22 protein-coding genes are annotated in these 22,021 nt (G+C 70.7%); 6 read left to right on the top strand and 16 right to left on the bottom strand.

The genetic code is table 11. From position 1 onward, the window contains the following. Positions 1–18 precede the first annotated feature (18 nt). The 14 genes from OGL89_RS01455 to OGL89_RS01520 all read right to left on the bottom strand — a co-directional run bounded on the left by OGL89_RS01455 (position 19) and on the right by OGL89_RS01520 (position 12,921). A complete protein-coding gene (locus OGL89_RS01455; protein ID WP_263118060.1) occupies positions 19–372 on the bottom strand; it encodes an EF-Tu/IF-2/RF-3 family GTPase in 354 nt (117 codons plus the stop codon). Positions 373–381: 9 nt separating this feature from the next. After that, on the bottom strand, positions 382–1,176 hold the full coding sequence (locus OGL89_RS01460) for an A24 family peptidase (RefSeq protein WP_263118061.1): 795 nt from the start codon (positions 1,174–1,176) through the stop codon (positions 382–384). Between the two features lie 19 nt (positions 1,177–1,195). Further along, on the bottom strand, positions 1,196–1,861 hold the full coding sequence (locus tag OGL89_RS01465; RefSeq protein ID WP_263118062.1) for a hypothetical protein: 666 nt from the start codon (positions 1,859–1,861) through the stop codon (positions 1,196–1,198). Then, positions 1,858–2,559 carry a hypothetical protein gene (locus OGL89_RS01470; RefSeq protein WP_263118063.1) on the bottom strand — a complete coding sequence of 234 codons (702 nt, stop codon included), beginning with the start codon at positions 2,557–2,559 and terminating at the stop codon, positions 1,858–1,860. The genes OGL89_RS01465 and OGL89_RS01470 overlap by 4 nt, the downstream gene beginning before the upstream one ends. Further along, on the bottom strand, positions 2,556–3,569 hold the full coding sequence (pilM, locus tag OGL89_RS01475) for a pilus assembly protein PilM (RefSeq protein ID WP_263118064.1): 1,014 nt from the start codon (positions 3,567–3,569) through the stop codon (positions 2,556–2,558). The genes OGL89_RS01470 and pilM overlap by 4 nt, the downstream gene beginning before the upstream one ends. Before the next feature lie 103 nt (positions 3,570–3,672). Then, positions 3,673–4,242, bottom strand: a complete 570-nt coding sequence (locus tag OGL89_RS01480; RefSeq protein ID WP_263118065.1) for a prepilin-type N-terminal cleavage/methylation domain-containing protein — start codon at positions 4,240–4,242, stop codon at positions 3,673–3,675. A 53-nt stretch (positions 4,243–4,295) separates the two neighbouring features. After that, complete coding sequence (locus tag OGL89_RS01485) at positions 4,296–5,522, bottom strand: type II secretion system F family protein (protein ID WP_263118066.1); 1,227 nt, start codon at positions 5,520–5,522, stop codon at positions 4,296–4,298. A gap of 3 nt (positions 5,523–5,525) precedes the next feature. After that, the gene (locus tag OGL89_RS01490; RefSeq protein ID WP_263118067.1) at positions 5,526–6,638 is read right to left on the bottom strand and encodes a type IV pilus twitching motility protein PilT; all 1,113 of its coding nucleotides are present in this window, start codon (positions 6,636–6,638) and stop codon (positions 5,526–5,528) included. Continuing rightward, the gene (locus OGL89_RS01495; RefSeq protein WP_263118068.1) at positions 6,635–8,311 is read right to left on the bottom strand and encodes an ATPase, T2SS/T4P/T4SS family; all 1,677 of its coding nucleotides are present in this window, start codon (positions 8,309–8,311) and stop codon (positions 6,635–6,637) included. The genes OGL89_RS01490 and OGL89_RS01495 overlap by 4 nt, the downstream gene beginning before the upstream one ends. Continuing rightward, entirely contained in the window at positions 8,308–8,928 is a 621-nt protein-coding gene (locus tag OGL89_RS01500; protein ID WP_346770651.1) for an ATP/GTP-binding protein, read from the bottom strand. Before OGL89_RS01500 ends, OGL89_RS01495 begins: the two co-directional genes overlap by 4 nt. Next, positions 8,909–9,268, bottom strand: a complete 360-nt coding sequence (locus OGL89_RS01505) for a DUF742 domain-containing protein (protein WP_263118070.1) — start codon at positions 9,266–9,268, stop codon at positions 8,909–8,911. Before OGL89_RS01505 ends, OGL89_RS01500 begins: the two co-directional genes overlap by 20 nt. Position 9,269: 1 nt before the next feature. Then, positions 9,270–9,719 carry a roadblock/LC7 domain-containing protein gene (locus OGL89_RS01510; RefSeq protein ID WP_263118071.1) on the bottom strand — a complete coding sequence of 150 codons (450 nt, stop codon included), beginning with the start codon at positions 9,717–9,719 and terminating at the stop codon, positions 9,270–9,272. A 31-nt stretch (positions 9,720–9,750) separates the two neighbouring features. Then, complete coding sequence (locus tag OGL89_RS01515) at positions 9,751–11,406, bottom strand: ATP-binding protein (RefSeq protein ID WP_263118072.1); 1,656 nt, start codon at positions 11,404–11,406, stop codon at positions 9,751–9,753. 240 nt (positions 11,407–11,646) lie between these two features. Then, a complete protein-coding gene (locus OGL89_RS01520) occupies positions 11,647–12,921 on the bottom strand; it encodes a DNA recombination protein RmuC (protein ID WP_263118073.1) in 1,275 nt (424 codons plus the stop codon). A gap of 54 nt (positions 12,922–12,975) precedes the next feature. Here OGL89_RS01520 and ychF point away from each other — a divergent pair, with 54 nt between their 5' ends. Beyond that, entirely contained in the window at positions 12,976–14,061 is a 1,086-nt protein-coding gene (gene ychF, locus OGL89_RS01525; RefSeq protein ID WP_263118074.1) for a redox-regulated ATPase YchF, read from the top strand. Positions 14,062–14,215: 154 nt separating this feature from the next. Further along, complete coding sequence (locus OGL89_RS01530; protein ID WP_263118075.1) at positions 14,216–14,611, top strand: ADP-ribosylation/crystallin J1; 396 nt, start codon at positions 14,216–14,218, stop codon at positions 14,609–14,611. Between the two features lie 15 nt (positions 14,612–14,626). Here the strand turns inward: OGL89_RS01530 and OGL89_RS01535 are convergent, their stop codons facing one another. Further along, entirely contained in the window at positions 14,627–15,151 is a 525-nt protein-coding gene (locus tag OGL89_RS01535) for a cysteine hydrolase family protein (protein WP_263118076.1), read from the bottom strand. After that, positions 15,151–15,591, bottom strand: coding sequence for a hypothetical protein (locus OGL89_RS01540; protein ID WP_263118077.1), 441 nt, complete (start codon positions 15,589–15,591; stop codon positions 15,151–15,153). The genes OGL89_RS01535 and OGL89_RS01540 overlap by 1 nt, the downstream gene beginning before the upstream one ends. 62 nt (positions 15,592–15,653) lie before the next feature. On the opposite strand from OGL89_RS01540, the gene OGL89_RS01545 reads away from it, so the two are divergent. The 4 genes from OGL89_RS01545 (at position 15,654) to OGL89_RS01560 (ending at position 22,016) form a co-directional block, all read left to right on the top strand. Continuing rightward, a complete protein-coding gene (locus tag OGL89_RS01545; RefSeq protein WP_263118078.1) occupies positions 15,654–17,027 on the top strand; it encodes an MFS transporter in 1,374 nt (457 codons plus the stop codon). Between the two features lie 317 nt (positions 17,028–17,344). Beyond that, on the top strand, positions 17,345–19,150 hold the full coding sequence (locus OGL89_RS01550; protein WP_263118079.1) for an ABC transporter family substrate-binding protein: 1,806 nt from the start codon (positions 17,345–17,347) through the stop codon (positions 19,148–19,150). Between the two features lie 191 nt (positions 19,151–19,341). Then, the gene (locus OGL89_RS01555; protein ID WP_263118080.1) at positions 19,342–20,958 is read left to right on the top strand and encodes an ABC transporter permease; all 1,617 of its coding nucleotides are present in this window, start codon (positions 19,342–19,344) and stop codon (positions 20,956–20,958) included. Continuing rightward, entirely contained in the window at positions 20,955–22,016 is a 1,062-nt protein-coding gene (locus OGL89_RS01560; protein ID WP_263118081.1) for an ABC transporter permease, read from the top strand. Before OGL89_RS01555 ends, OGL89_RS01560 begins: the two co-directional genes overlap by 4 nt. The last annotated feature ends 5 nt before the right edge of the window (positions 22,017–22,021 follow it).

Below are 22,021 nucleotides of genomic sequence, written 5' to 3' on the forward strand. Positions count from 1 at the left end.
CACGTGCGCCCGACAACCTCAGTGACCGACGAGCTGCACCCCGCGCAGACCGTCGGAGTCGAGCACCCGGTGCTCGCCACCGGGCTTGGTCGGGATGTCGTCCGGGCCCAGGCCGTCCAGGACCACCCCGGCCTCCGCGCCCGCGGCCACCTGCTCCTGCTTGCGCCGTCGGGACTCGATCCGCGCGATCGTCACGGACCGGGCGCCGCCGGGCAGTCGCAGGTCCGCGGCTTGGCCCTTGGTCATGACCCCGCTGGTCACCCGACCGGTGAGCACGTGACCCACCGTGGTGATCGTGAACACGTCCTCCACCACGAAGGTGAACGGCTGCTGCGGCTGGAGGTCGGCATCGCGACGACGGAACAGGCCCATACCCGCACCCTAGAGCCCCACCAGCCCGAGGTACCCGGACCAGACCGCTCGGCCGGCCACGATCCCGACCCAGGCGCCGAGCAGCATCCAGGGACCGAAGGGGATCCCGGAGCCCTTCCGGGCCCGGCGGGTCAGCAGCAGACCGGTGGCCCAGCCTCCGCCCGCCAGGAAGGCCGCGAAGGCGCCGACCGCGAGCGTCGGCCAGCCGAACCAGGCCAGGTACAACCCGAGCAGCCCGGCCAGCTTCACATCCCCGAATCCCATGCCGCCGGGGTGGATCAGGGCGAGCACCAGATAGCACGTGAACAGGGCGAGCCCGCCGAGGACCGCCCGGACCAGCGCCCCCCAGTCGGACGCGTCCCCGGGGCTCCACGAGGCCAGCGCCAGCAGCAGGAGGCCGACCCCGACGGCCGGCAGCACGATCACGTCGGGCAAGCGGTGGACGTCCAGGTCGATCAGCGCCAGCGCGATCGACACCGCCACCAGGAAGAGGAGCGCGGGAAGCAGCCACGACGCCCCGGTCCACCAGGCGACCAGGCCGAAGCACACCCCGGTGCCCGCCTCGACCAGCGGGTAGCGACGACTGATCGGCGCCCGGCAGTCACGGCAGCGCCCCCGCAGCAGCAGCCAGGACAGCACGGGGATGTTGTCGCGGCCGCGGATCGGCCGACCGCACCGCGGGCAGGCGCTCCGCGGCACGACGGACTCGGAGCGGGGGACCCGGTGGACGACCACGTTGAGGAAGGAACCGATCGCCAGGCCGATCACCACGGCCCCGACCACCAGTGCGAGCTGCGGGCTCATCGCAGGGGCTCCGCACGGGTCATCCGGTCGCCTCCGTGCTGTTCACGCTCGCTCCCGCCTCGTCGGCAACCGCCGCTGCCGCATCCGCGCTCAGCACGTAGGTGAAACCGGTGAGCGTCACCGTGGTGGTGCCGTCGGCGTCCAGGGAGCTCCAGGACAGCGACGTTAGCAGGAACAGCCGGTGATCCCCGGTCTGCAGCACGCCGGCGTACGTCTTGGCCTGGTCGAGCGTCCCCTGCACGGTGAGGGTGACCGGCACCGCGTACATCCCGGCGGGCGGTGCCGCGAGGGCGGGCGCCGCGGTGCCGTCCGGCGCGGACGGCAGGTCCGGCGTCGAGGTGACCTCGGTCGCGATGCCGACGCTGACCGTCGAGACCACGGCACCGGACTCGTCGGCCAGGCCCTTGAGTAGTCGGGTGAACTCCGGCAGCCCGGCGTCCTCCGGGACGCGGGTGCGCAGCGTGGCGAGCTCGGCCTCCAGCTCGCCGCGCCGGGCGACGTCGGCCGCCAGCGTGGTCGCCTGGATCTGCAGCAGCCCGTTGGCGTCCTGGGCGGCGGCGACCTCCTCGTTCAGCGCACTCGTCTGCTCGATCCGCGGCGAGACGACCAGCATCCAGGTGAGGGCCACCAGGACCAGCGCGATCAGCGCCGCCCCCGTGATCCAGGTCGTGCGTCGGTTGCTCATGACGTGCTCTCCTCATCCGCGAGGTAGGCCCGGGAGAGGGCGAGGACGTTGACCTGCACCGAGCTGGAGACGGTGTAGAAATCCGGCTGGTCAGGGTCGTCGGCGGACAGCGTGGCGCTGCTGAACGTGGCGTCCATGAAGCCGGGGATGCCGTTCAGCGCCTCCAGCCAGGCGGCGGTGTCCGGCAGCGTCGACAGCTTCATGGTGAAGGTGATCGACCCGATGCCGTCCCGGCCGAGCGGGTCGGCCGCGCTGATCGGGGTGGTGTCCAGCGCGGACAGTCCCTGCGCGGTGAAGGCGGTCACCTCGCCGTCGCCGGGCAGCGCCGCCTCGATCTGCGAGATCAGGTCGGTCCAGCGCACCTCGGTGCCCATGCCCGACCGGATCGCGGCCTCGGTGTCGGTGATCGCGGACGTGATGTCGGTGATGTCCGCGTACCCCGCGATCTCGGTCTGCAGGCGCTGGGTCTCGGCCTCGGCGAGGTCGAGGTCGCTCTGCGCCTGCCCGCCCCAGACCATCACCCCACCGGAGGCCAGGACCAGGACGACGACCAGAGCGATCAGTCCGGCGACCAGCCGGCGCCGGAGCGTGCCGAACTCCTCGGCCGCATGGATCGACGCGGGGATCAGGTTCACGCCCTGGCGTGCCGGGTCGATGACCAGGGCCGGGCCGGAGGCTGCGGGGCGGCGCGCGCTCATGCCGCCAACCCCTGAGCCAGTCCGAACGCGATCGGCAGCACCGGGCGTTGGAGGTCGCTCACCCGGTCCGTGCCCACCTGCCCGTAGGCCACCCGCACGCCCAACCCGGTGGCGAGCAGCTGTGCCAGGCCGGGGACCAGGCTGCCCCGGCCGGTGAGCAGCAGGCGTTCCACCGGTCGCTGGGTGGCCCCGGCGTAGTAGGAGAACGTCGCCCGGACCGACTCGGCCAGACCCTCGACCCGACGACGGGCCGCCTCCCGCGCCGGGGCGTAGTCGGCCCCGCCCGCATCGGTCAGCCCGACGGATCGCTTGATCTGCTCCGCCTGGGTCTCCGGCACCGCCATCGCCTGCTGCACCGCGTGCGTGAGGTCGTCGGAGGCGGTGGGCAGCGTCCGGTACTGCCGGAGCAGCCCCCGGTCCACGATCACCACGTCGGTGATGCCCGCCCCCACGTCGACGATGCCGACCACCTCGTGCAGGAGCTGCCCCTCGATCAGCGACCGGAGCAGCGCGAAGGCGTTCAGGTCCACCCGGACCGGCTTCAGCCCCGCGGCGGTCACCGCGGAGGTGTTCGTCTCCACCGTCTCCTCCGGAGCGGCCACCAACATCCCGTCCACCGTCCCGTCGCCCGGCAGCGCCACCGGATGGAAGTCCAGCAGGCAGTCCTCGACCTTGACCGGCAGCAGGTCCTGCACCGGTCCATAGCGCAACGACGCCCGCAGCTGATCCAGCGGCAGCGCGGGCTGGCTGAACTCGCGCACGAACACCCGTTGATTGCCGATGCCGAGCGCCACCTCGCGGCTGCCGAACCGCTCGCGCTTCCACAGCTCCCGGAGCGCGGCGACGACGGCGGCCGGGCGGGCCACCTCACCGTCCCGGATCACCCCGGGGTCGAGGGGCTGCTCGCCGAAGCGCACCAGCTTGGGGCCGGATCGGCCGCCGAGTTCCACCTCGGCGGCGCGGACGCCGCGGGTGCCCAGGTCGAGGCCGACCACGCGGGTCTTGGGCATGGGGGTCCTTTCGTCAGTGCGGGGTCGACGCCCGAACGGGCTGGGCGTGCAGCGGTGGAGGGGCGACCGAGACCGCCCCTCCACCGATCACGGCGAGCGGCGATCAGTCGCCGTCGACGTTGGCGCAGGTTCCGTGCTTCAAGCCGCCGGTGGCGGAGTACTGCCAGGTCTGTTCCGAACCACCGTCAGCGGTGACGTAGATGCACCAGTTGTCCCGGGAGAGCGTCGATCCCGTCCCGCCGCCGGAGGTGGGAATGAAGACCGCGGCCATCGAGCTGGTGGTGGAGCCGGCCGTTCCGTTGCCCATCACGACGCCATCGGACACCGCGCCGAGATCCTGTTCCGTGGTGAGATTCGAAGTGGTCAGCCAGTAGTGACTGTCGTGAATACCGATGGTGACGGACGTCGGGTTGTCATCCACGAAGACCGTCGCGATCTCCTTGCCGAGCGTCGACACGTCCGACTTGGCGGCGGTGTCCACGGCCTTCCGCCGCTGGTTCATGAACATCGGGATCGCGATCGCCGACAGGATGCCGATGATGATGATCGCGACCAGCAGCTCGATCAGCGAGAAGCCCGCCTCCCGGTCCCCGATCCGCTCATTGATACGTCGAAGCATGGTGATACCTTCACATTCGTTGTCGTGATGATCGCCGGTCAAAGAAATGGCCACCCCACGGCTGGAGGTACCGGCGTCCTCCAAGCGGCCAACGGACTCGATGCGAACTACTGCACCGTGTCCGAGATCGAGAAGATCGGCATGTACAGCGCGATCAACATGGCCCCGACAATGACGCCGATGAAGACGATCATCAGGGGCTCGATGACGCTCGACAGTGCGCCCGCAGCGGCGTCGACCTCGGCGTCGTAGAAATCCGCGACCTTGGTGAGCATCACGTCGAGCGAGCCCGAGTCCTCACCGACGGCGACCATCTGCCGGAGCATGGTCGGGAAGATGTCCTCGTCCTCGATCGCGGCGGCCAGCGTGGTCCCGGTCCGGACGGCCTCGCGGACCCGGTCGACGGCCTGCTCGATGACCACGTTCCCGGCGGTGCCGCCCACGGTCTCCAGGGCGGGCACGATCGGCACGCCGACCCGGGTCATGGTGGACAGGTTCCGGGCGAACCGGGCCATGCCGACCTTCTGCTGCAACGGGCCGAAGATCGGCGCCCGGAGCTTGAGCGGATCGATCTTCTCCCGGACGGACAGGTCGTTCCCGTGCCGGCGCCACCACCAGATCCCGCCGCCGATCGCGAGCATCAGCGGGATGCCGGTGATCCGCAGCAACGCGGCCGCCTTGACCAGGAGCTGGGTGGCCCACGGGAGCTCGGCGCCGACATCGGCGAAGATGCCCTCGAACACCGGCACGATGAACAGCAGCATCGCGGTGACGGCGACCACGGCCATCACCAGGATGACCACGGGGTAGACCATCGCCCCCTTGACCGCCTGCCGCAGGGCGAGGTCGCGTTCCAGGATCGTGGACACCGCGGTGAGCGACTCGGCCAGGAAGCCGCCGGCCTCGCCGGCCCGGACCATCGCCAGGGTCACCGGCGTGAACACCCGGGGGTGCTTGGCCAGGGCGACCGACAGTTCGAGGCCGTCGGTCACGTCCTGCTCGACCGGCTCGAGGATCGCGGCCAGCGGCTGGCCCTCGGTCTGCATCCGGAGCACGGACAGGGCGCGGGGCAGGCTGAGCCCGGCCTCGACCATGGTGGCGAGCTGGCGGAGGGCCAGTGCCACGTCCTTGGGCTTCGGCCGTTGGGAGCCGATGCTGATCTCGCGGTTCAGTCCGCCGGTGGAGACCGGCGTGATGTCGGTCGCGGACAGGCCGAGCTCGCGGAGCCGGGCGGCGACCGCCTGCTCGTTCGGCGCCTCGATCCGGCCGGTGAGCGGCTGCCCGTCCTTGCCGAGGACGGTGTACTCGTAGGTCTGCGCCTGGGTGGTGGCCATGACTCAGCGCACCCCCGCCACGGTGGTCCGTCCCTGCACCAGGTGCGCGGAGTGACCGCACAGCTGCGCGAGCTGATCGACCTGCCGCGCGCGTGAGACGGCCTCATCGAAGGTGATCTCCCCGGAGCGCACCAGGGTGGCCAGTGCCTGGTCCAGGGTGTGCATGCCCTCGTCCGACCCGGAGTGCAGCACGGAGTACAGCTGGTGCAGCCGGCCGTCGCGGATCAGGGCCCGCACCGGGTTGTTGGCCATCAGGACCTCGGTGGCGACGGCCCGTCCCTGACCGTCCGCCCGGCGGCACAGGGTCTGGGAGACGATGCCCTGCAGGGCGTTGGCGAGCTGGGTGCGGACCTGGGTCTGCTGGTCGGCGGGGAACTCGTCCACCACGCGGTTGATGCTGGACGCGGCGTCCTGGGTGTGCAGGGTGCCGAAGACCAGGTGCCCGGTCTCGGCGGCGCGCAGCGCGATCGCCATCGTCTCGGCGTCCCGCATCTCACCGATCACGATGATGTCCGGGTCCTGGCGCAGGGCATGCACCAGGGCGGCGTTGAACGAGTGGGTGTCCGTGCCCACCTCGCGCTGGGTGACCACGCAGCGCCGGGACCGGTGCAGGTACTCGATCGGGTCCTCGATCAGCACGATGTGGTCGCTGCGGGTGCTGTTCGCCAGATCGATCAGGGACGCCATCGTGGTTGACTTGCCGGAGCCGGTCGGGCCGGTGACCAGGACCAGCCCACGGGGGAGTCCGGCGAGTCGTTCGACCACCCGGGGCACGCCGAGCTCGTGCAGCGGCTTGATGTCGGAGGGGATCACGCGGAACGCCGCGCCCAGTCCGTCCCGCTGCTGGTAGTAGTTCACCCGGAAGCTGGTGCCCTGCGGGATGGAGTGCGAGAAGTCCAGCTCGAGCTCGTCCTCGAACCGCTGTCCCTGGCGTTCGGTGAGGATCGCGAGCAGCGTGGCGCGCAGCACCTCGTCGCTGAGCACCGGCCACTCCGGCGCCGGGGCCATCGAGCCGTGCACCCGGAAGGCGGGCGGGAGACCGGCGGCCAGGTGGACGTCGGAGGCGCCCACGGCCACCGCCTGACCGAGCAACGCGTCCAGGTCGATGGCGTTCATGCGACCACCCGCAGGACCTCGTCCAGCGAGGTGAGACCGGAGGCGGCCTTCTGCCACCCGTCGGTGCGCAAGGTGGACATCCCGTTGCGCAGCGCGGCGGTGGTGATCTCCCCGACCGGGGCGTGGGACAGCGCCAGTCGCTCGATCTCCTCGTTCATCGTCATCACCTCGTGCAGGGCGACCCGGCCGCGGTAGCCGGTGTTCGAGCAGGCGACGCACCCGCCGGGGCGGTAGAGCTCGGGAAGGGGCTCCCCCTCCAACCAGGGGAAGCCGGCGGCTCGCAGTTCCTCGGGGGTGGGGACGTAGGGTTCCCGGCAGCGTCCGCAGAGTCGCCGGGCGAGTCGCTGGGCCACCACGCAGTCGAGCGCCGACCCGACCAGGTAGGGCTCGATCCCCATCTCCACCAGTCGGGTGACGGCGGAGGGTGCGTCGTTGGTGTGCAGCGTGGACAGCACCAGGTGACCGGTCAGCGCCGCCTCGACGGCGATCTGGGCGGTCTCGTGGTCGCGGATCTCACCGAGCAGCACGACATCGGGGTCCGAGCGCAGGATCGAACGCAGCGCCCCGGCGAAGGTCAGACCCGCCTTCGGGTTGACCTGCACCTGGTTGATCCCGGGCAACCGGTACTCCACCGGGTCCTCGACCGTGATCACGTTGATCTCCGGCTTGGACACCGCGTTCAACGTCGCGTACAGCGTCGTCGACTTGCCCGACCCGGTCGGACCGGTCACCAGGATCATCCCGTACGGCTTCACGTACGCCCGGCGGTAGGTCTCCAGGTTGTGGTCGAGGAAGGCCAGGTCGGTCAGGTCCAGGGACGCGGTGGAGTTGTCCAGGATCCGCATCACGATCTTCTCGCCCCACACGGTGGGCAGGGTCGCCACGCGGAGGTCGATCTTCTTGCCCTCGTGGGTGACCGACATCCGGCCGTCCTGCGGCTTGCGCTTCTCCGCGATGTCCACGTCGGCCAGGATCTTGATCCGGGAGATCACCCCGGCCGAGATCTGCTTCGGGGCGCGTTGCATCTCGTGCAGGACGCCGTCGATCCGGTAGCGGACCCGCAGGTCGTGCTCGGTGGGCTCGATGTGGATGTCGGAGGCCCGGTCGGAGATCGCCTGGGTGACCAACAGGTCGACGTACCGGACCACCGGGCTGTCCTCGGTGACGGAGTCGCCCACCAGGGACAGGTCGACCTCGTCCGCGGACCCGGCCGCGGTGCTGATCGACTGGCCGATGCCCGCGATCTCCGAGTCGGACCGCATGTGCCGGTTGATCGCCCGCCCCAGGGCCGCCGCGGTGGCCAGCACCGGGACGACCTCGGAACCGAGGACGGCCTTGGCGTCGTCCAGTGCGAGCACATTGCCGGGGTTGGCGGTGGCGACCAGCACCGCGCCCGCCTCCCGGCCGATCGCCAGGATCGCATGGCGGCGGCACAGCCGGTCGGACAGCAGCGACGCGGTGGCACCGTCGATCGGGTACTCGTCCAGGTCGACGAACCGCAGTCCGGCCTGCTCCGCGAGCGCCGACATGAGCTGCGACTCCCCGACCAGGCCGTCCTCCAGCAGGACCTGGACCAGGCCGCGTCCGTTGAGGTGTTCCGGCGTGGCGGCTCGGTGCAGGTCGGCGGAGGAGACGAGGCCGCGCTCGACCAGGATGTCGGCGAGCTGGGTCATGACACAGTCCTTTGCAGGGCGGGTGAGGGGACGCGGGGAGCGAGGCGGTTCATCGCGTGCGCGACGACCTGGATCAGGGAGTCCTTGGTCGCCTCCCGGGCGCGGGCATCGGTGTAGAACAGCGGCACGTCCGGCCCGACCGCGAGGGCGCTCCGCAGGTCGGCGAGCGTGTGCCGGGCGACCCCGTCGAAGCAGTTCACCGCCACCACGAACGGCAGCCCGCGGGACTCGAAGTAGTCGACGGCGGCGAAGCTCCGTTCCAGGCGCTCGCTGTCGACCAGCACCACCGCACCGACCGCGCCCCGGGCGATGTCGTCCCACATGAACGAGAACCGGTCCTGACCGGGGGTGCCGAACAGGTATAGCCAGAGCCCGTTGGACAGCGTGACCCGGCCGAAGTCCATCGTGACCGTGGTGGAGTCCTTGCCGTCCGGGACGGTGTGCAGCTCGTCCGCGAGCGCAGACATCGACACCTCGGTGCTGATCGGGTCGATGTCGGAGATGGACCCGATGAAGGTGGTCTTCCCGGCGCCGAATCCACCGGCCACCACGATCTTCACGACCGCGGGGGCGGCGGTCCGGTGCATCCGCGTCGGTTCAGAGGTCATGGATGCCATCGAGCACACTCGCGAGCAGGGTCCACTGGGCGGTCGCATCGCCCGCGGACGTGTCGGTGGGGGAGGTCGGCCCGATCAGCCGGACCACGCCGGCGGCGGCCAGGTCCGAGGCCAGGACCTGTGCGGTGCCGAGCGGCACCCCGAGGCGACCGGCGAGCTCGGCGACGGTGAGGTAGGTGTCCCCGAGCACGGCCAGGACCTCGGCGACCTGGCCGGTGGGCCGGGACGCGGGTGTGAGGGTGTCCGCGACCACCAACGCGTCCATCGCCACGTCCGGGGCGGCCAGTCGGCCACCCGTCCGGACGTAGGGGCGGACCTCGGAGGGCAGGGAGGTGCGCATCTCAGGCCTCCACCCGTCGCGTCGGACCCTCGACCGGCAGCGCGTGCCGCAGACTCGCGGCCAGCTGCGGAGTGAGCAGGGTGTCGGTCTTCCGGGCCAGCAGCGCCATCGTGTAGCCGACGGCACCGATGTCCGCGGAGGAGTCGGTGCCGAGGGCGAAGATCGACCCGTCCCGGATCGTCATCAGCACCAGGGAGCCGGAGTCGTACTCCACGACCGCCTGTTCCACCGACCTGCCGTCGAGCAGCTGTGCGGCGCCCCGGGCCAGGCCGGACAGCCCCGAGGCCACGGCGGCGAGCTGATCGCCGGCAGTCCGGTCGACACCGTGCGACGCGGTGATCAGCAGGCCGTCCCCGGAGGCGAGGATGCCGAAGCGGACGCCCTTGAGGTGCCGCACGGTCTCGTCGAGCAGGTCGCTGAGCGTCGTCGGCGAGGGCGTGGAGACAGGCACAGGTGCTCCTCGGGTTCGGATCGGTCGGGGGTCAGCGGGAGCGTCGGCCACGGCCGACACCCGAGCGGAAGGAGGAGAACCGGCTGCGGACGTTCTCCGGGTCGCGCGACTCGGGGCCCGAGCCGACCGGCTGCAGCTCCGGTGCGGGGGAGGGCGTGCGGCTCTGCAGATCGGCATCGCCGCCACCGTTCACGGCCGGGGGCGCGGGGGCGTAGCCGGACAGGCGGCTCAGTTCGGCCAGGACCTCGTCCCGGACCGAGGCCGACGCGGTGGCGCTGGCACCGGCCCCGGCCGGGACGATCCAGCCGTCCTCGGGAGCGGGTGCGGGCGTCGGCAGCGCGTCGTGCCGGGGTGCCGGATCGAAGGAGACCTCCGGGGTGAACGCCGCGGGCTGCGGCGTGGGCAGCACGTCGAGCGGAGGGAGTGCCGGTGCGGCGGGCTGCGGCGCGCTCGGCAGGGTCTCGAATCCGGAGCTGACCGGCGCGAACGTCGGACCGGGCTGGTCGAACGACGGCGCCGGAGCACTGCTGGGCGGCGCGGCCGGCACCGGTTCGAAGGTCGTCTCGGCGCCGAAGGAATGGACCGCGGGAGCCTCGACCGCATGCTGCGGGGTCGGCCCGGTGACCTGGCTCGCGCCGGTGGACGCGTCGCCGCCGACGTAGGCGAGTTCCGGGGCGGGGGCAGGCCGCACCGGGGCCGGGTCCGGGAGGAGCTGGGCCGGGGCTCCGGCCCCACCCTCGGCGGGGTGGACGGCACCGGCCCGGGGAGTGCCCGCGGGGTCGGCCGGGGTCTGGACGAACAGGGCGGCGGGGACCGGGACCGTGACCACGGTCCCGGTCGGTCCCGACGTCAGGCCGACGGTGGATCCGAGTCGGCCGGCCTGCAGCCCGGCGACCAGCAGGCCGTTCCCGCTGCCCGTCCCGGGCCGAGCACGACCGGCCAGCGCGTCCTGCGCGGACGACAGGGTGGCCGCGTCCATGCCCGGACCGGCGTCGCTGATGACCAGGCCCACGCCGTCCGGACGGCTCTCCACCCGGGCGGTGACCGGTGCGTCGGAACGGGCGTGACGGGTGGCGTTGTCGAGCAGTTCGGCGAGCACGTGGGTCAGCGCCGCGATGTGGTCTGCATGGATCAGCGGGTCCACCTGGGCCTCGACCACCACCCGGGCGTACCCCTCGATCTGGGCGCAGGCCGCCCGGAGCGCCGAGCTGGCGGTCAGGTGTTCCGGCGAGCGCCGTTCCGGGACGGCCCCGGCGAGCACCAGAGCGGACTCCGCTCCCCGGCGCAGCCGGAGCGTCAGGTTGTCGACCTGGAACAAGACGGCGAGCTGGTTCTCCCGGTCCTCACGCTTCTCGAGGTCGTCGAGCAGTTCCAGCTGGCGGGCGAGCAGCTCGAGCTGACCGGCCATCGCGGCGGTGCTGTCGGTGGCCGCCAGGACCCCGAGGGTGCGCGGATCGGCGGACGGGGACAGCGGCGGCCACTCCGAGCCCGCAGCTGCGGTCGCCGGTTCTCCGGGACGCGCCTCGCTCGGTTCGGCGGCCACTCGCGATCCGGAGCGCCGGGGCCGGCCGGCCCCGTGCTGCTCGAGGTTCCGGACGCGGCTGGCGAGCCTGGCCTGGACCGCGACGACGATCAGGCTGATCACCGTGAGGCCGGCCAGTGCGCCGAGCAGATAGGGCATCTCCATGTGCCGCCTAGCCCTTCCGACTGGGGGATGTCGTGACGCCACGTCCTCCGAGGAGGGGGGGCGGGACGCATCACGACGACGGCCCCACGCGGCAGACGCCCAGTGAAGAGAAGCGCCCTCCCTACGCAGCTATGTGAGTAGCGCTGCTGCGGAGGGAGGGCGGCGGTTCTAGGGGTGGAGAGGAGCGGATTGAGTGGTGGTAGGGGTCGGGACTCAGACGACCCACCTGAGGGTCGGCCGCTACTGCGGCGGCTCGGCCTCGCGCTCCCACCGACGGCTGGGGAGGTCGTCCACCGCGGTCTCCGGTGCCGACACGACCGACAGCCGGCGGTCGACCGTGGGCGGCGTCGCCAGACCCTGGTCCACCACGCGCAGATCGCTGAACCGTCGCGCGCTGACCAGCACGCGCGACTCCAGCGACGCCACCGCCTGGTTGTAGGAGGTCGCCGCCGCGTCCAGGCTCCGGCCCACCTTGCCCAGGTGTCCGCCGAAGGTCGCGATCCGGCCGTGCAGCTCCTTGCCGAGATCGAGCACCGCCTGGGCGTTGTCCGCCAGCGCGTCCTGCTTCCAGGCGTAGGCGACCGTGCGGAGCAGGGCGAGCAGGGTCATCGGGGTCGCGATCACCACGCCCTGGTCGAAGGCCCGCTCGACGATGCCCGGGTCCTGGTCCAGCGCGGCGTGCAGGAACGCCTCGGCGGGCACGAACATCACGACGAACTCCGGCGCCGGGCCGAACTGGTCCCAGTATCGCTTGGCGGCCAGCTGGTCGATGTGCCGGCGCAGGTGGGTGGCGTGCGCGGCGAGCCGTCGGTCCCGCTCGGCCGGGTCGGTGGCCTCCACCGCCTCCAGGAAGCCGAGGAACGCGACCTTCGCGTCGACCACGATCCGCTTGCCGCCGGCCAGGTGCACCACCAGGTCAGGTCGCAGTGCCCCGTCGTCGGTCCGCACCTGCTCCTGCTCGACGAAGTCGACGTGCGGCAGCATCCCGGCGGCCTCGACCACCCGGCGCAGCTGCACCTCGCCCCACCGACCCCGCACCTGGGACGCCCGCAGCGACGTGGCGAGCCGGGTGGTCTGCTCGCGCAGCTCACCGGCCTCGATCCGCATCAGCCGGACCTGTTCGCCGATCGCCGCGCTGCCCTCCGCCCGGGCCTGTTCCGCGGCGCGCAGCTCGGCTCGGACCGCGTCCAGGGTGCGGGTCATCGGGTCGACCATCGACCGCACGGACTGCTCCCGCCGGGCGAGCTCGCCGCTCTGCTCCTGGTGCCGGGCCGCCAGCGACTGGTGCGCCAGCGCGAGGAACTGCTCCGAGCTCTGGCTGAGCGCGTCGGCCGCCAGCGCCCGGAACCGCTCGCCGTCGTCCGGGTGCGCGGTCTCGGCCACCGCACGCCAGCGCGCGGCCTCCACCTCGGCCCGGCGCAACCGGGTGGCGCCACGGCCCACGGCCGCGAACCAGCCGATCGACAACCCCGCGACCAGGGCCCCGGCGAGAGCGAGCACCAGTGACATCGTCATGTCCGGCACCCTGCCAGCACCCACCGACAACGAGTCCCCGTAGGATGACCTCCCGTGGCACTCACCATCGGCATCGTCGGCCTGCCCAACGTCGGCAAGTCCACCCTCTTCAACGCCCTGACCCGCGCGCAGGTGCTCGCGGCGAACTACCCGTTCGCCACCATCGAGCCCAACGTCGGCGTGGTCCCGCTGCCCGACCCGCGGCTGAACACCCTCGCGGAGATCTTCGGCAGCCAGAAGATCCTGCCCGCGACCGTGTCCTTCGTGGACATCGCCGGCATCGTCAAGGGCGCCAGCGAGGGGGAGGGGCTGGGCAACCAGTTCCTGGCCAACATCCGCGAGGCCGAGGCGATCTGCCAGGTCACCCGCGCGTTCGCCGACCCGGACGTCGTGCACGTCAACGGCCGCGTCGACCCCAAGGACGACATCGAGACCATCGCCACCGAGCTGGTCCTGGCCGATCTGCAGACCCTGGAGAAGGCGATCCCGCGGCTGGAGAAGGAGGTCCGCGGCAAGAAGGCGGACCCCGCCGACCTCGCCGCCGCCCAGGCCGCGCTGACGATCCTGGAGACCGGCACCACCCTGTTCCAGGGCGCGAAGGCGGCCGGGCTCGACCTGGCGGACGTTTCCGGCCTGCAGCTCATGACGGCCAAGCCGTTCATCTACGTCTTCAACACCGACGACGCCGGTCTGGCCGACACCGCGATGCAGGACGAGCTGCGCGCCCTGGTCGCCCCCGCCGACGCGATCTTCCTGGACGCCAAGTTCGAGTCCGAGCTGGTCGAGCTGGAGGAGGACGAGGCGCGCGAGATGCTGGCCGAGACCGGCCAGGACGAGTCGGGTCTGGACCAGCTGGCCCGGGTCGGCTTCCACACCCTCGGCCTGCAGACCTACCTGACCGCCGGTCCCAAGGAGTCCCGCGCCTGGACGATCCACCAGGGCTGGACCGCCCCGCAGGCTGCCGGTGTGATCCACACCGACTTCCAGAAGGGCTTCATCAAGGCCGAGGTCATCTCCTTCGAGGACCTGGTCGAGGCCGGGTCGGTCGCGGCGGCCCGTGCAGCGGGCAAGGCGCGGATCGAGGGCAAGGACTACGTGATGGTCGACGGCGACGTGGTGGAGTTCCGCTTCAACGTGTGAACGATGCCTGACACCGCGGACTGAGCCCGAGCAAAAGGCCTGCGGTTCAGCGGTCTGGGCGCCGTACGCTTCCCCTTGAGCCGAGGTGTCGACACCCGATGCGGAACGGCTGCCGGTGGGCGGAGGCCCTGACCCGCATCGGACGGAGGACGACATGACGACCAGACCGGAGACCGTCACCCTGTGGCGGCCCACCGGCCCCGAGGAGATCGAGTTGGTCCGGGCGTCCGGATCGCGCCGGTGGCCACCCCGCCTGCCGGACCAGCCGATCTTCTATCCGGTGTTGAACGAGGACTACGCGGTGCGGATCGCACGGGACTGGAACGTCCCGGCGTCCGGCATCGGCTATGTGACCCGGTTCGAGGTGGACAAGAACTACCTCGACCAGTTCCCGGTGCAGCAGGCCGGTGGCGAGACCATCCTCGAGTACTGGATACCCGCCGAGTCGCTGGACGACTTCAACGATCACATCGTCGGCCCGATCGTCGAGGTCTCGTCCTTCACCCGTGTCGATGGCGAGACGGTCGAGACACGATTTGCTGAGAACTGACCTCCCCGCCGACGGTCACCACGTCACCTCGCCGGCCGTCACCGCCCGCACCACCTGCCCCGGGTACCGCAGCCCGCGGAAGTAGTGGTCGTGCTGCGCGATCACGTCCTCGGCCCGCACCACTCCGTCCGCGGTCGGCACGTCGTAGGTCGTGTGCGCGTCGGTGACCCAGGTGAGGTCGTAGCCGTCCGCGGCGGCCCGCTGGGCGGTGGTGCGCACGCAGTAGTCCGTCTGCGCCCCGCACAGCACCAGGTGGTCGGCGTCGCCGAGCGTCGCGCGCAGCGTGGTGTCGGCGAACGCGTCGCGGTAGGACTTGGCGACGACCGGCTCGCCCGGCGACGGATCGAGCGCCGGATGGATCCGCCAGCCGTCGGTGTCACGCTCCAGCCCCGGTCCCTGGTGCTGCACCCAGACGACCGGCACCCCCGCCGCGCGGGCGCCGGCCAGCAGGGTGCGGGTGGCGGCCAGCACCGCTTCCACCCGCACGCAGCCGTCCAGCACGTCGTTCTGCAGGTCGATCACGACCAGGGCGGCGGGCATCAGCCGACCGCGCGCACGATCAGCTCGGCGATCCGCTGCTCGTCGTCGGCGGTCAGGGTGGTGATCGCGAAGGACGTGGGCCACACGTGGCCGTCGTCGAGCGCCGCGACGTCGTTGAAGCCCAGGGTCGAGTAGCGCACCTTGAACTTGCTGGAGGGCTGGAGGAACAGCAGCACTTTGCCGTCCTTGGCGTAGGCGGGCATGCCGTACCAGGTGCGGTGGGTGAGGGTCGGGGCGTGCTCGACCACCAGGGCGTGCACCTTCTCCGCGACGGCACGGTCGTCGTCCGGCAGCTCGGCGATCTTGTCCAGGAGCTCCTTCGCCGGGTCACCCGACGCGCCGGACCGCTTGCTCGTGCGCACCTCCGCGGCACGCTCCTTCATCGCGGCCTTCTCCTCGGCCGTGAAGCCCTCGGCCTCGTCGTCACGCTTGGCGTTCATGGTGGTCCTCTCCGGAGGTGCAGCAGTGGCCACATGCTAGGGCGGGCGTAACGTCGCTGGACGTGCCCCGCCCCGCCCTCGACCGGCCGTTCGGCCCGCGCTTCGTCGCGCCGGTGCTGATCGGACCGGTGCTGAACCCGATCAACACCACCATGATCTCGGTGGCGCTGGTGCCGATCTCCCGGGACCTGGGGGTGCCCACCTCGCGGGCGGTCTGGCTGGTGGCCGGGCTGTACCTGGCCAGCGCGGTCGCCCAGCCGGTGATGGGCAAGCTCGCGGACGTGCTCGGCCCGCGCCGGGTGTACTCCGCGGGGCTGGTGCTGGTGGCGGTCGCCGGCGTGCTGCCCGAGCTGTGGTCGGGCTTCGCCGGGGTGCTGGCCGCCCGGGTGCTGATCGGACTGGGCACCTCCACCGCGTACCCGTCGGCCATGACGCTGATCCGGGACCAGTCGGGGCGTGTCGGTCGGTCGACGCCGCCCGCACTGCTGTCCGGGCTGTCGATCGCGAGCCTGACCACGTCCGCGGTGGGTCCGGTGCTCGGCGGGGTCCTGATCGCGGCCTTCGGCTGGCCGTCGATCTTCCTGGTCAACGTGCCGCTGGCCCTGATCGCGCTGGTGCTGACCTGGCTGTGGGTGCCCCCGGACACGACCCGGCCGGTGGCGCCGAGCAGCGGCCCGTTGCTGCGCGCCATCGACCCCGGCGGCATCGTGCTGTTCGCGGTGGGGCTGGCGGCGCTGCTGGTGTTCCTGCTGGAACTGAGCTCGCCGCTGTGGTGGCTGCTGGTGCTTGCGGTCGTGGTGCTGGCCGCGTTCGTGGCGTGGGAGCTGCGCCGTCCGGCGCCGTTCGTCGATCTGCGCATGCTGGTGGGCAACGGCGCGCTGACCCGGACCTACGCGCGGATGTTCCTGGTGTATCTGGCGGCGTACGCGGTGGTCTACGGGTACTCGCAGTGGCTGCAGGGCGCCGCGGGCTTCGACGCCGACGCCGCAGGCCTGCTGCAACTGCCGACCGCGGTGCTGGCGGGGGTCGCGTCGGTGCTGGTGGCCCGGAACACCTGGCTGCGTCCGCCGCTGGTGGTCGCCGGAATGATGGCGCTGGCCGGGGGAGTGCTGCTGGTGGGGCTGGCCTCGACGGCACCGGTGTGGCTCCTGCTGCTGGTGGCCGGGGTGTTCGGCGTCCCGCAGGGGCTCGCGTCGGTGACCAATCAGGCCGCGCTGTACCGGCAGGCCCCACCCGAGCAGACCGGCACCGCAGCGGGCCTGTCCCGGACCTCGGTGTACCTGGCGGCGATCGGGTCCTCGGCGGTGATCGGACTGACCTTCGGGGACACCCCGTCGGATGCGGGGCTGCACGCGATCGGGTGGCTGATCGTGATCGCCTCGGCGGGGGCGACGCTGCTGGCGGTGCTGGACCGCGCGCTGCGCCGGGCTCCATAACACACCCGCCCGGAGTGGCGCTGAGCGGTTCGTGCTCGTGACCGTCTGACGAGACGACGGATCGCCCGAGTCAGCATGTTTCCGGTGTGTTTCGACCCCGTGACGTCTCGAATACTGGACAGTACTGCTCAGTATCGATCCGGTAACGATCACCCGGTGACGGCGGCTGTGTCCGATTTGTCCCACCTCGGCTCACTAGCGTGTCCACATCCATGGCGGGACCGTGCGTCCGCCGCGCCCGGCACGACTGGGCGCCGCGACTCCCGGGCGCCACCTTTTCAGGAGGAACATTGAAGATCAGGCGAATTGGAGCCGCAGTGGCGGCCGTCGCGGCGGGCGCCTTGGTGCTCACCGCGTGCTCGGGTCCCGACACCGGCTCCGAGATCAGCGAGACCACGTCGGTCAACGTGGGTTGGAACGAGCCGTTCCGCTCCACCAACAACCTGACGGCGAACGGCAACGCCACGGCGAACGCCAACATCATCTACCTGACCACCTCGTTCTTTAACTACTACGACGGTGACCTGAACCTCGCGAAGAACGAGGACTTCGGCACCTACGAGGTGACCAGCGAGGACCCGCTGACCGTCAAGTACACGGTCAACGAGGGCGTCGAGTGGTCGGACGGCACCCCGGTGGACGCCGCGGACATGATCCTGTTCTGGGGCGCCCAGAACGACGGCTTCGACACCGTGTCCGGCGACGAGCTCGAGACCGACGCCGACGGCAACCCGGTCGTGGGCGACGGCGACGTCTACTTCGACTCCTCCTCCCCGGCGATGACCGCGGTCTCCCAGTTCCCGGAGATCGGCGACGACGGCCGCTCGGTCACCTTCGTCTACGACGAGCCGCGCTCCGACTGGGAGAACGGCATGAACCAGCCGTCCCCGATCGCCGCCCACGCCGTGGCGAACATCGCGCTGGGCATCGAGGACCCGACCGAGGGCAAGCAGGCCATCGAGGACGCGTTCGAGAACAAGGACAACGCGGCTCTGGCCAAGATCGCCGACGCGTGGACCAACGCGTTCAACTTCACCTCGATGCCGGACGACCCGCAGCTGTACCTGTCCTACGGGCCGTACATCATCAGCGACTACGTCGAGGGCCAGTCCCTGACCCTGTCCCGCAACGAGAACTTCGGCGACTGGGGCCCCAACCCCAAGGTCGACGCCATCACCATCCGTTACTCGGAGGACCCGCTGGCCTCGGTCACCGCGCTCCAGAACGGTGAGGTCGACCTGATCCAGCCGCAGTCCTCCGTGGACGTGCTGTCGACCCTGGACACCCTGGACAACGTCTCGTACACCACCGCCCCCGAGGGCACCTACGAGCACGTCGACCTGACCTTCAACAACGGCGGTCCGTTCGACCCGGCGACCTACGGCGGCGACGCCGAGAAGGCCCGCATGGTCCGCGAGGCGTTCCTCAAGACCGTCCCGCGCCAGGAGATCATCGACAAGCTGATCACCCCGCTGCAGGACGACGCCACCACCCGTGACTCCCAGCTGTACGTGCCGGGCTCCCCGGACTACGACACGGTGATCGCGGACAACGGCTCCGACGCGTGGGCCGACGTGGACATCGAGGGCGCGAAGGCCCTGCTCGCCGAGGCCGGCGTGACCACCCCGGTGGACGTGCGCTTCCTCTACGGCAAGTCCAACGTGCGTCGTGCGAACGAGTACCAGCTGATCTCGGCCTCCGCGTCGCAGGCCGGCTTCAACGTCATCGACAACGGTGACGACACCTGGGGCTCGATCCTGGGCAACGGCTCCTACGACGCCTCCCTGTTCGGCTGGCAGTCCACCTCGACCAACGTGCTGAACGCCGAGGCGAACTACGTCACCGGCGGGCAGAACAACTACGGCGGCTACTCCAACGCCGACGTGGACGAGCTGTGGTCGCAGATCGCCGTCAGCACGGACAACGACGAGATCGTCGACCTGGCCACGCAGGTGGAGCAGAGGCTGAACGAGGACGCGTTCGGCGTGACCATCTTCCAGTTCCCGGGTGTGGTCGCCCACCGCGACGTCCTCGAGGGCGTCTCGACCATCACGCTGTCCCCGACCATCTTCTGGAACTACTGGGACTGGGAGATCAGCGCGTCCGACTCGGCCACCGAGTGACGTTCTGACCCGGATCTAGCGCTACGGCACGGGGGTACCGCGGCACCCGCCGCGGTACCCCTCTGCTGTGCCTGATCTGCATCTCTACCCGCCCAGGGAGGACCGTCCCAGCGCCGGTGAACGCAGTCGGCCACGAGCCGCGTAGAATCGCCGACCGCGAGTACTCCCCTTCCCGTAAGGTCCACGACCCCATGGCCACCTCTGTGACGACCCGTGCCTCCGGCGCGCCATCCGCGCCCGACACATCGGTCACCGCGCGTCCTTCCTGGTTCCGGAACGCCGCGCCCACCCTCATCTTCCTGGCGCGACGCCTGCTGTCGTCCGCCGTCGTGCTGCTGGCCGCGACCTTCGTCGTGTACCTGCTGCTGGCCTACGCCCTCGACCCGCTCGAGGACCTGCGCACCAGCACGCAGTTGAACAAGGAAGCCCTGATCGAGGCGCGGACGCGTCAGCTCGACCTCGACACCCCGCCGGTGATCCGCTACTTCAAGTGGCTCGGAGCACTGCTGACCGGGGACATGGGCGTCGCCTTCCGTTCCGGCCAGAGCGTCACCTCGATGCTCGGGAACGCCCTGCCGAACACCGTGCAGCTGGTCGCGCTGTCGACCGTGATCGCGATCGGCCTCGGCGTCCTGGTCGGCATCGTGTCCGCCCTGCGCCAGTACACCCGCTTCGACTACAGCGTGACGTTCCTGTCGTTCGTGCTGTACTCGCTGCCGTCCTTCTGGGTCGCGGTGCTGCTGAAGCTCTGGGGCGCGATCGGCTTCAACGACTTCCTCGCGGACCCGAGCATCCCACCCGTGGTGATGGTCGTGGTGACACTGGCCTCCGGTGTGATCTGGTCGTCGATCATCGGCGGCAGCACCCGGACCCGGTGGATCTCCTTCGCGGCCTCCGCGGTCGCGACCGTCGCGGTGCTGTTCTTCCTGAGCGAGACCGACTGGCTGCTCGACCCGGGCCTGGGCATCGGCGGCGTGCTGGTGATCGGCGTCGGCATCGCCTTCGCGGTGGTCGCGCTGAGCGCCGGTGTGCAGAACCGCCGGGTGCTCTACGCCAGCCTGGTGATGGTCGCCATCGGCGGCGCGCTGTACTACCCGCTGCAGTACGCCTTCGTGCACGCGTCCTGGCTGCTGATGCTGGGGCTCCTGATCACGGTGGCCGTCGTCGGTGTGGTCGTCGCCAAGCTGTTCGGCGGCTGGGAGGTCTCGCAGACGGCCCGGGCCGCGATCATCACCGGTATCGGTGTCGGCGCGCTGATCTTCATCGACCGCGTGATGCAGGTCTGGCTCGCGTACACCAACGCGTCCCAGATCAACCACCGGCCGATCGCGACCATCGGCTCGCAGACGCCCGGTCTCTCCGGTGACTTCTGGGTCACGTCGCTGGACACCTACACGCACCTGCTGCTGCCGACGATCGCGCTGATCCTGATCTCCTTCGCGAGCTACACCCGGTACTCCCGGGCCAGCCTGCTCGAGGTGATGAACCAGGACTACATCCGCACCGCGCGGGCCAAGGGCCTGCCGGAGCGGGTCGTCACCATGCGGCACGCGTTCCGCAACGCCCTGATCCCGCTGGCGACCGTGATCCCGCTCGACATCGCCTCGCTGTTCGGTGGCGCGATCATCACCGAGCGGGTGTTCGCCATCCCCGGTATGGGCACGATGTTCATCAAGGCGCTGAACGAGCGTGACCCGGACCCGATCATGGGGTACTTCCTCGTGACCGGTGCGCTCCTGGTCATCGCCAGCATCGCGGTGGACTTCATCTACGCGGCCCTCGACCCCCGGATTCGAGTGAACTCATGAGCATCAACCCCCCGATCGAGCCCACTCAGGGCAGCGGTGCGCCGGTGGAGAGCGTCGAGAACGCGATCGAGCTCAAGGAGGTCGAGGGCCTCTCCCAGGGCCGCATCGTCCTGCGCCGGTTCCTCCGGCACCGCGGAGCGATGATCTCCTCCGTCGTGCTGATCCTGATCATCCTGCTGGTGACGACGTCCATCGGCTGGGGACCCATCCCCGGCTGGTGGCAGTACGGCTACCGCGACCTGGACACGATCGTGAACGCCGGCGGCGCCCCGACCATGGGCTTCAAGGACGGTGGCTTCACCTTCGGGCAGCACCCGTTCGGCCAGGACAACATCGGCCACGACGGCTTCGCCATGGTCATGCGCGGCACTCAGCAGTCGCTGACCGTCATGTTCGTGATCGGCCTGCTGTCCACCGTGATCGGCGTCATCATCGGTGCGCTGGCCGGGTACTTCCGTGGCTGGCTGGACGGCCTGCTGATGCGGATCACCGACATGTTCATCACCATCCCGGTGATCATGGTGGGCTCGATCCTCGGTGTGCTGGTCGGCGGCGCGAGCCCCTGGTCGCTGGCCATCGCCCTGTCCCTGGTGTCCTGGATGAACATGGCTCGACTGGTGCGTGGTCAGTTCCTGGCCCTGCGCGAGCGGGAGTTCGTGGACGCGGCCCGGGTGGCCGGGGCCAGTGACTTCCGGATCATGTTCAAGCACATGCTGCCGAACGCGGTCGGCGTGATCATCGTCAACGCCACGCTGCTGATGGCCTCCGCGATCCTGCTGGAGACCGCGCTGTCCTATCTGGGCTTCGGCATCAACAGCCCCGAGGTCTCGCTGGGCCAGCTGATCAACGAGTACCAGACCGCCTTCGCCACCCGGCCCTGGCTGTTCTGGTGGCCCGGTCTGTTCATCGTGCTGATCGCCCTGTGCGTGAACTTCATCGGTGACGGCCTGCGCGACGCCTTCGACCCGCGTCAGCGCCGGGTGCCGACCGCCCGGGCCCTGGCCAAGGCGGAGAAGCGCAAGCTGCGCACCGAGCAGCGGGCCGCGGCGAAGGCCTGATGACC

Source organism: Cellulomonas sp. RIT-PI-Y (genome assembly GCF_025642745.1).
Lineage (GTDB): Bacteria > Actinomycetota > Actinomycetes > Actinomycetales > Cellulomonadaceae > Cellulomonas.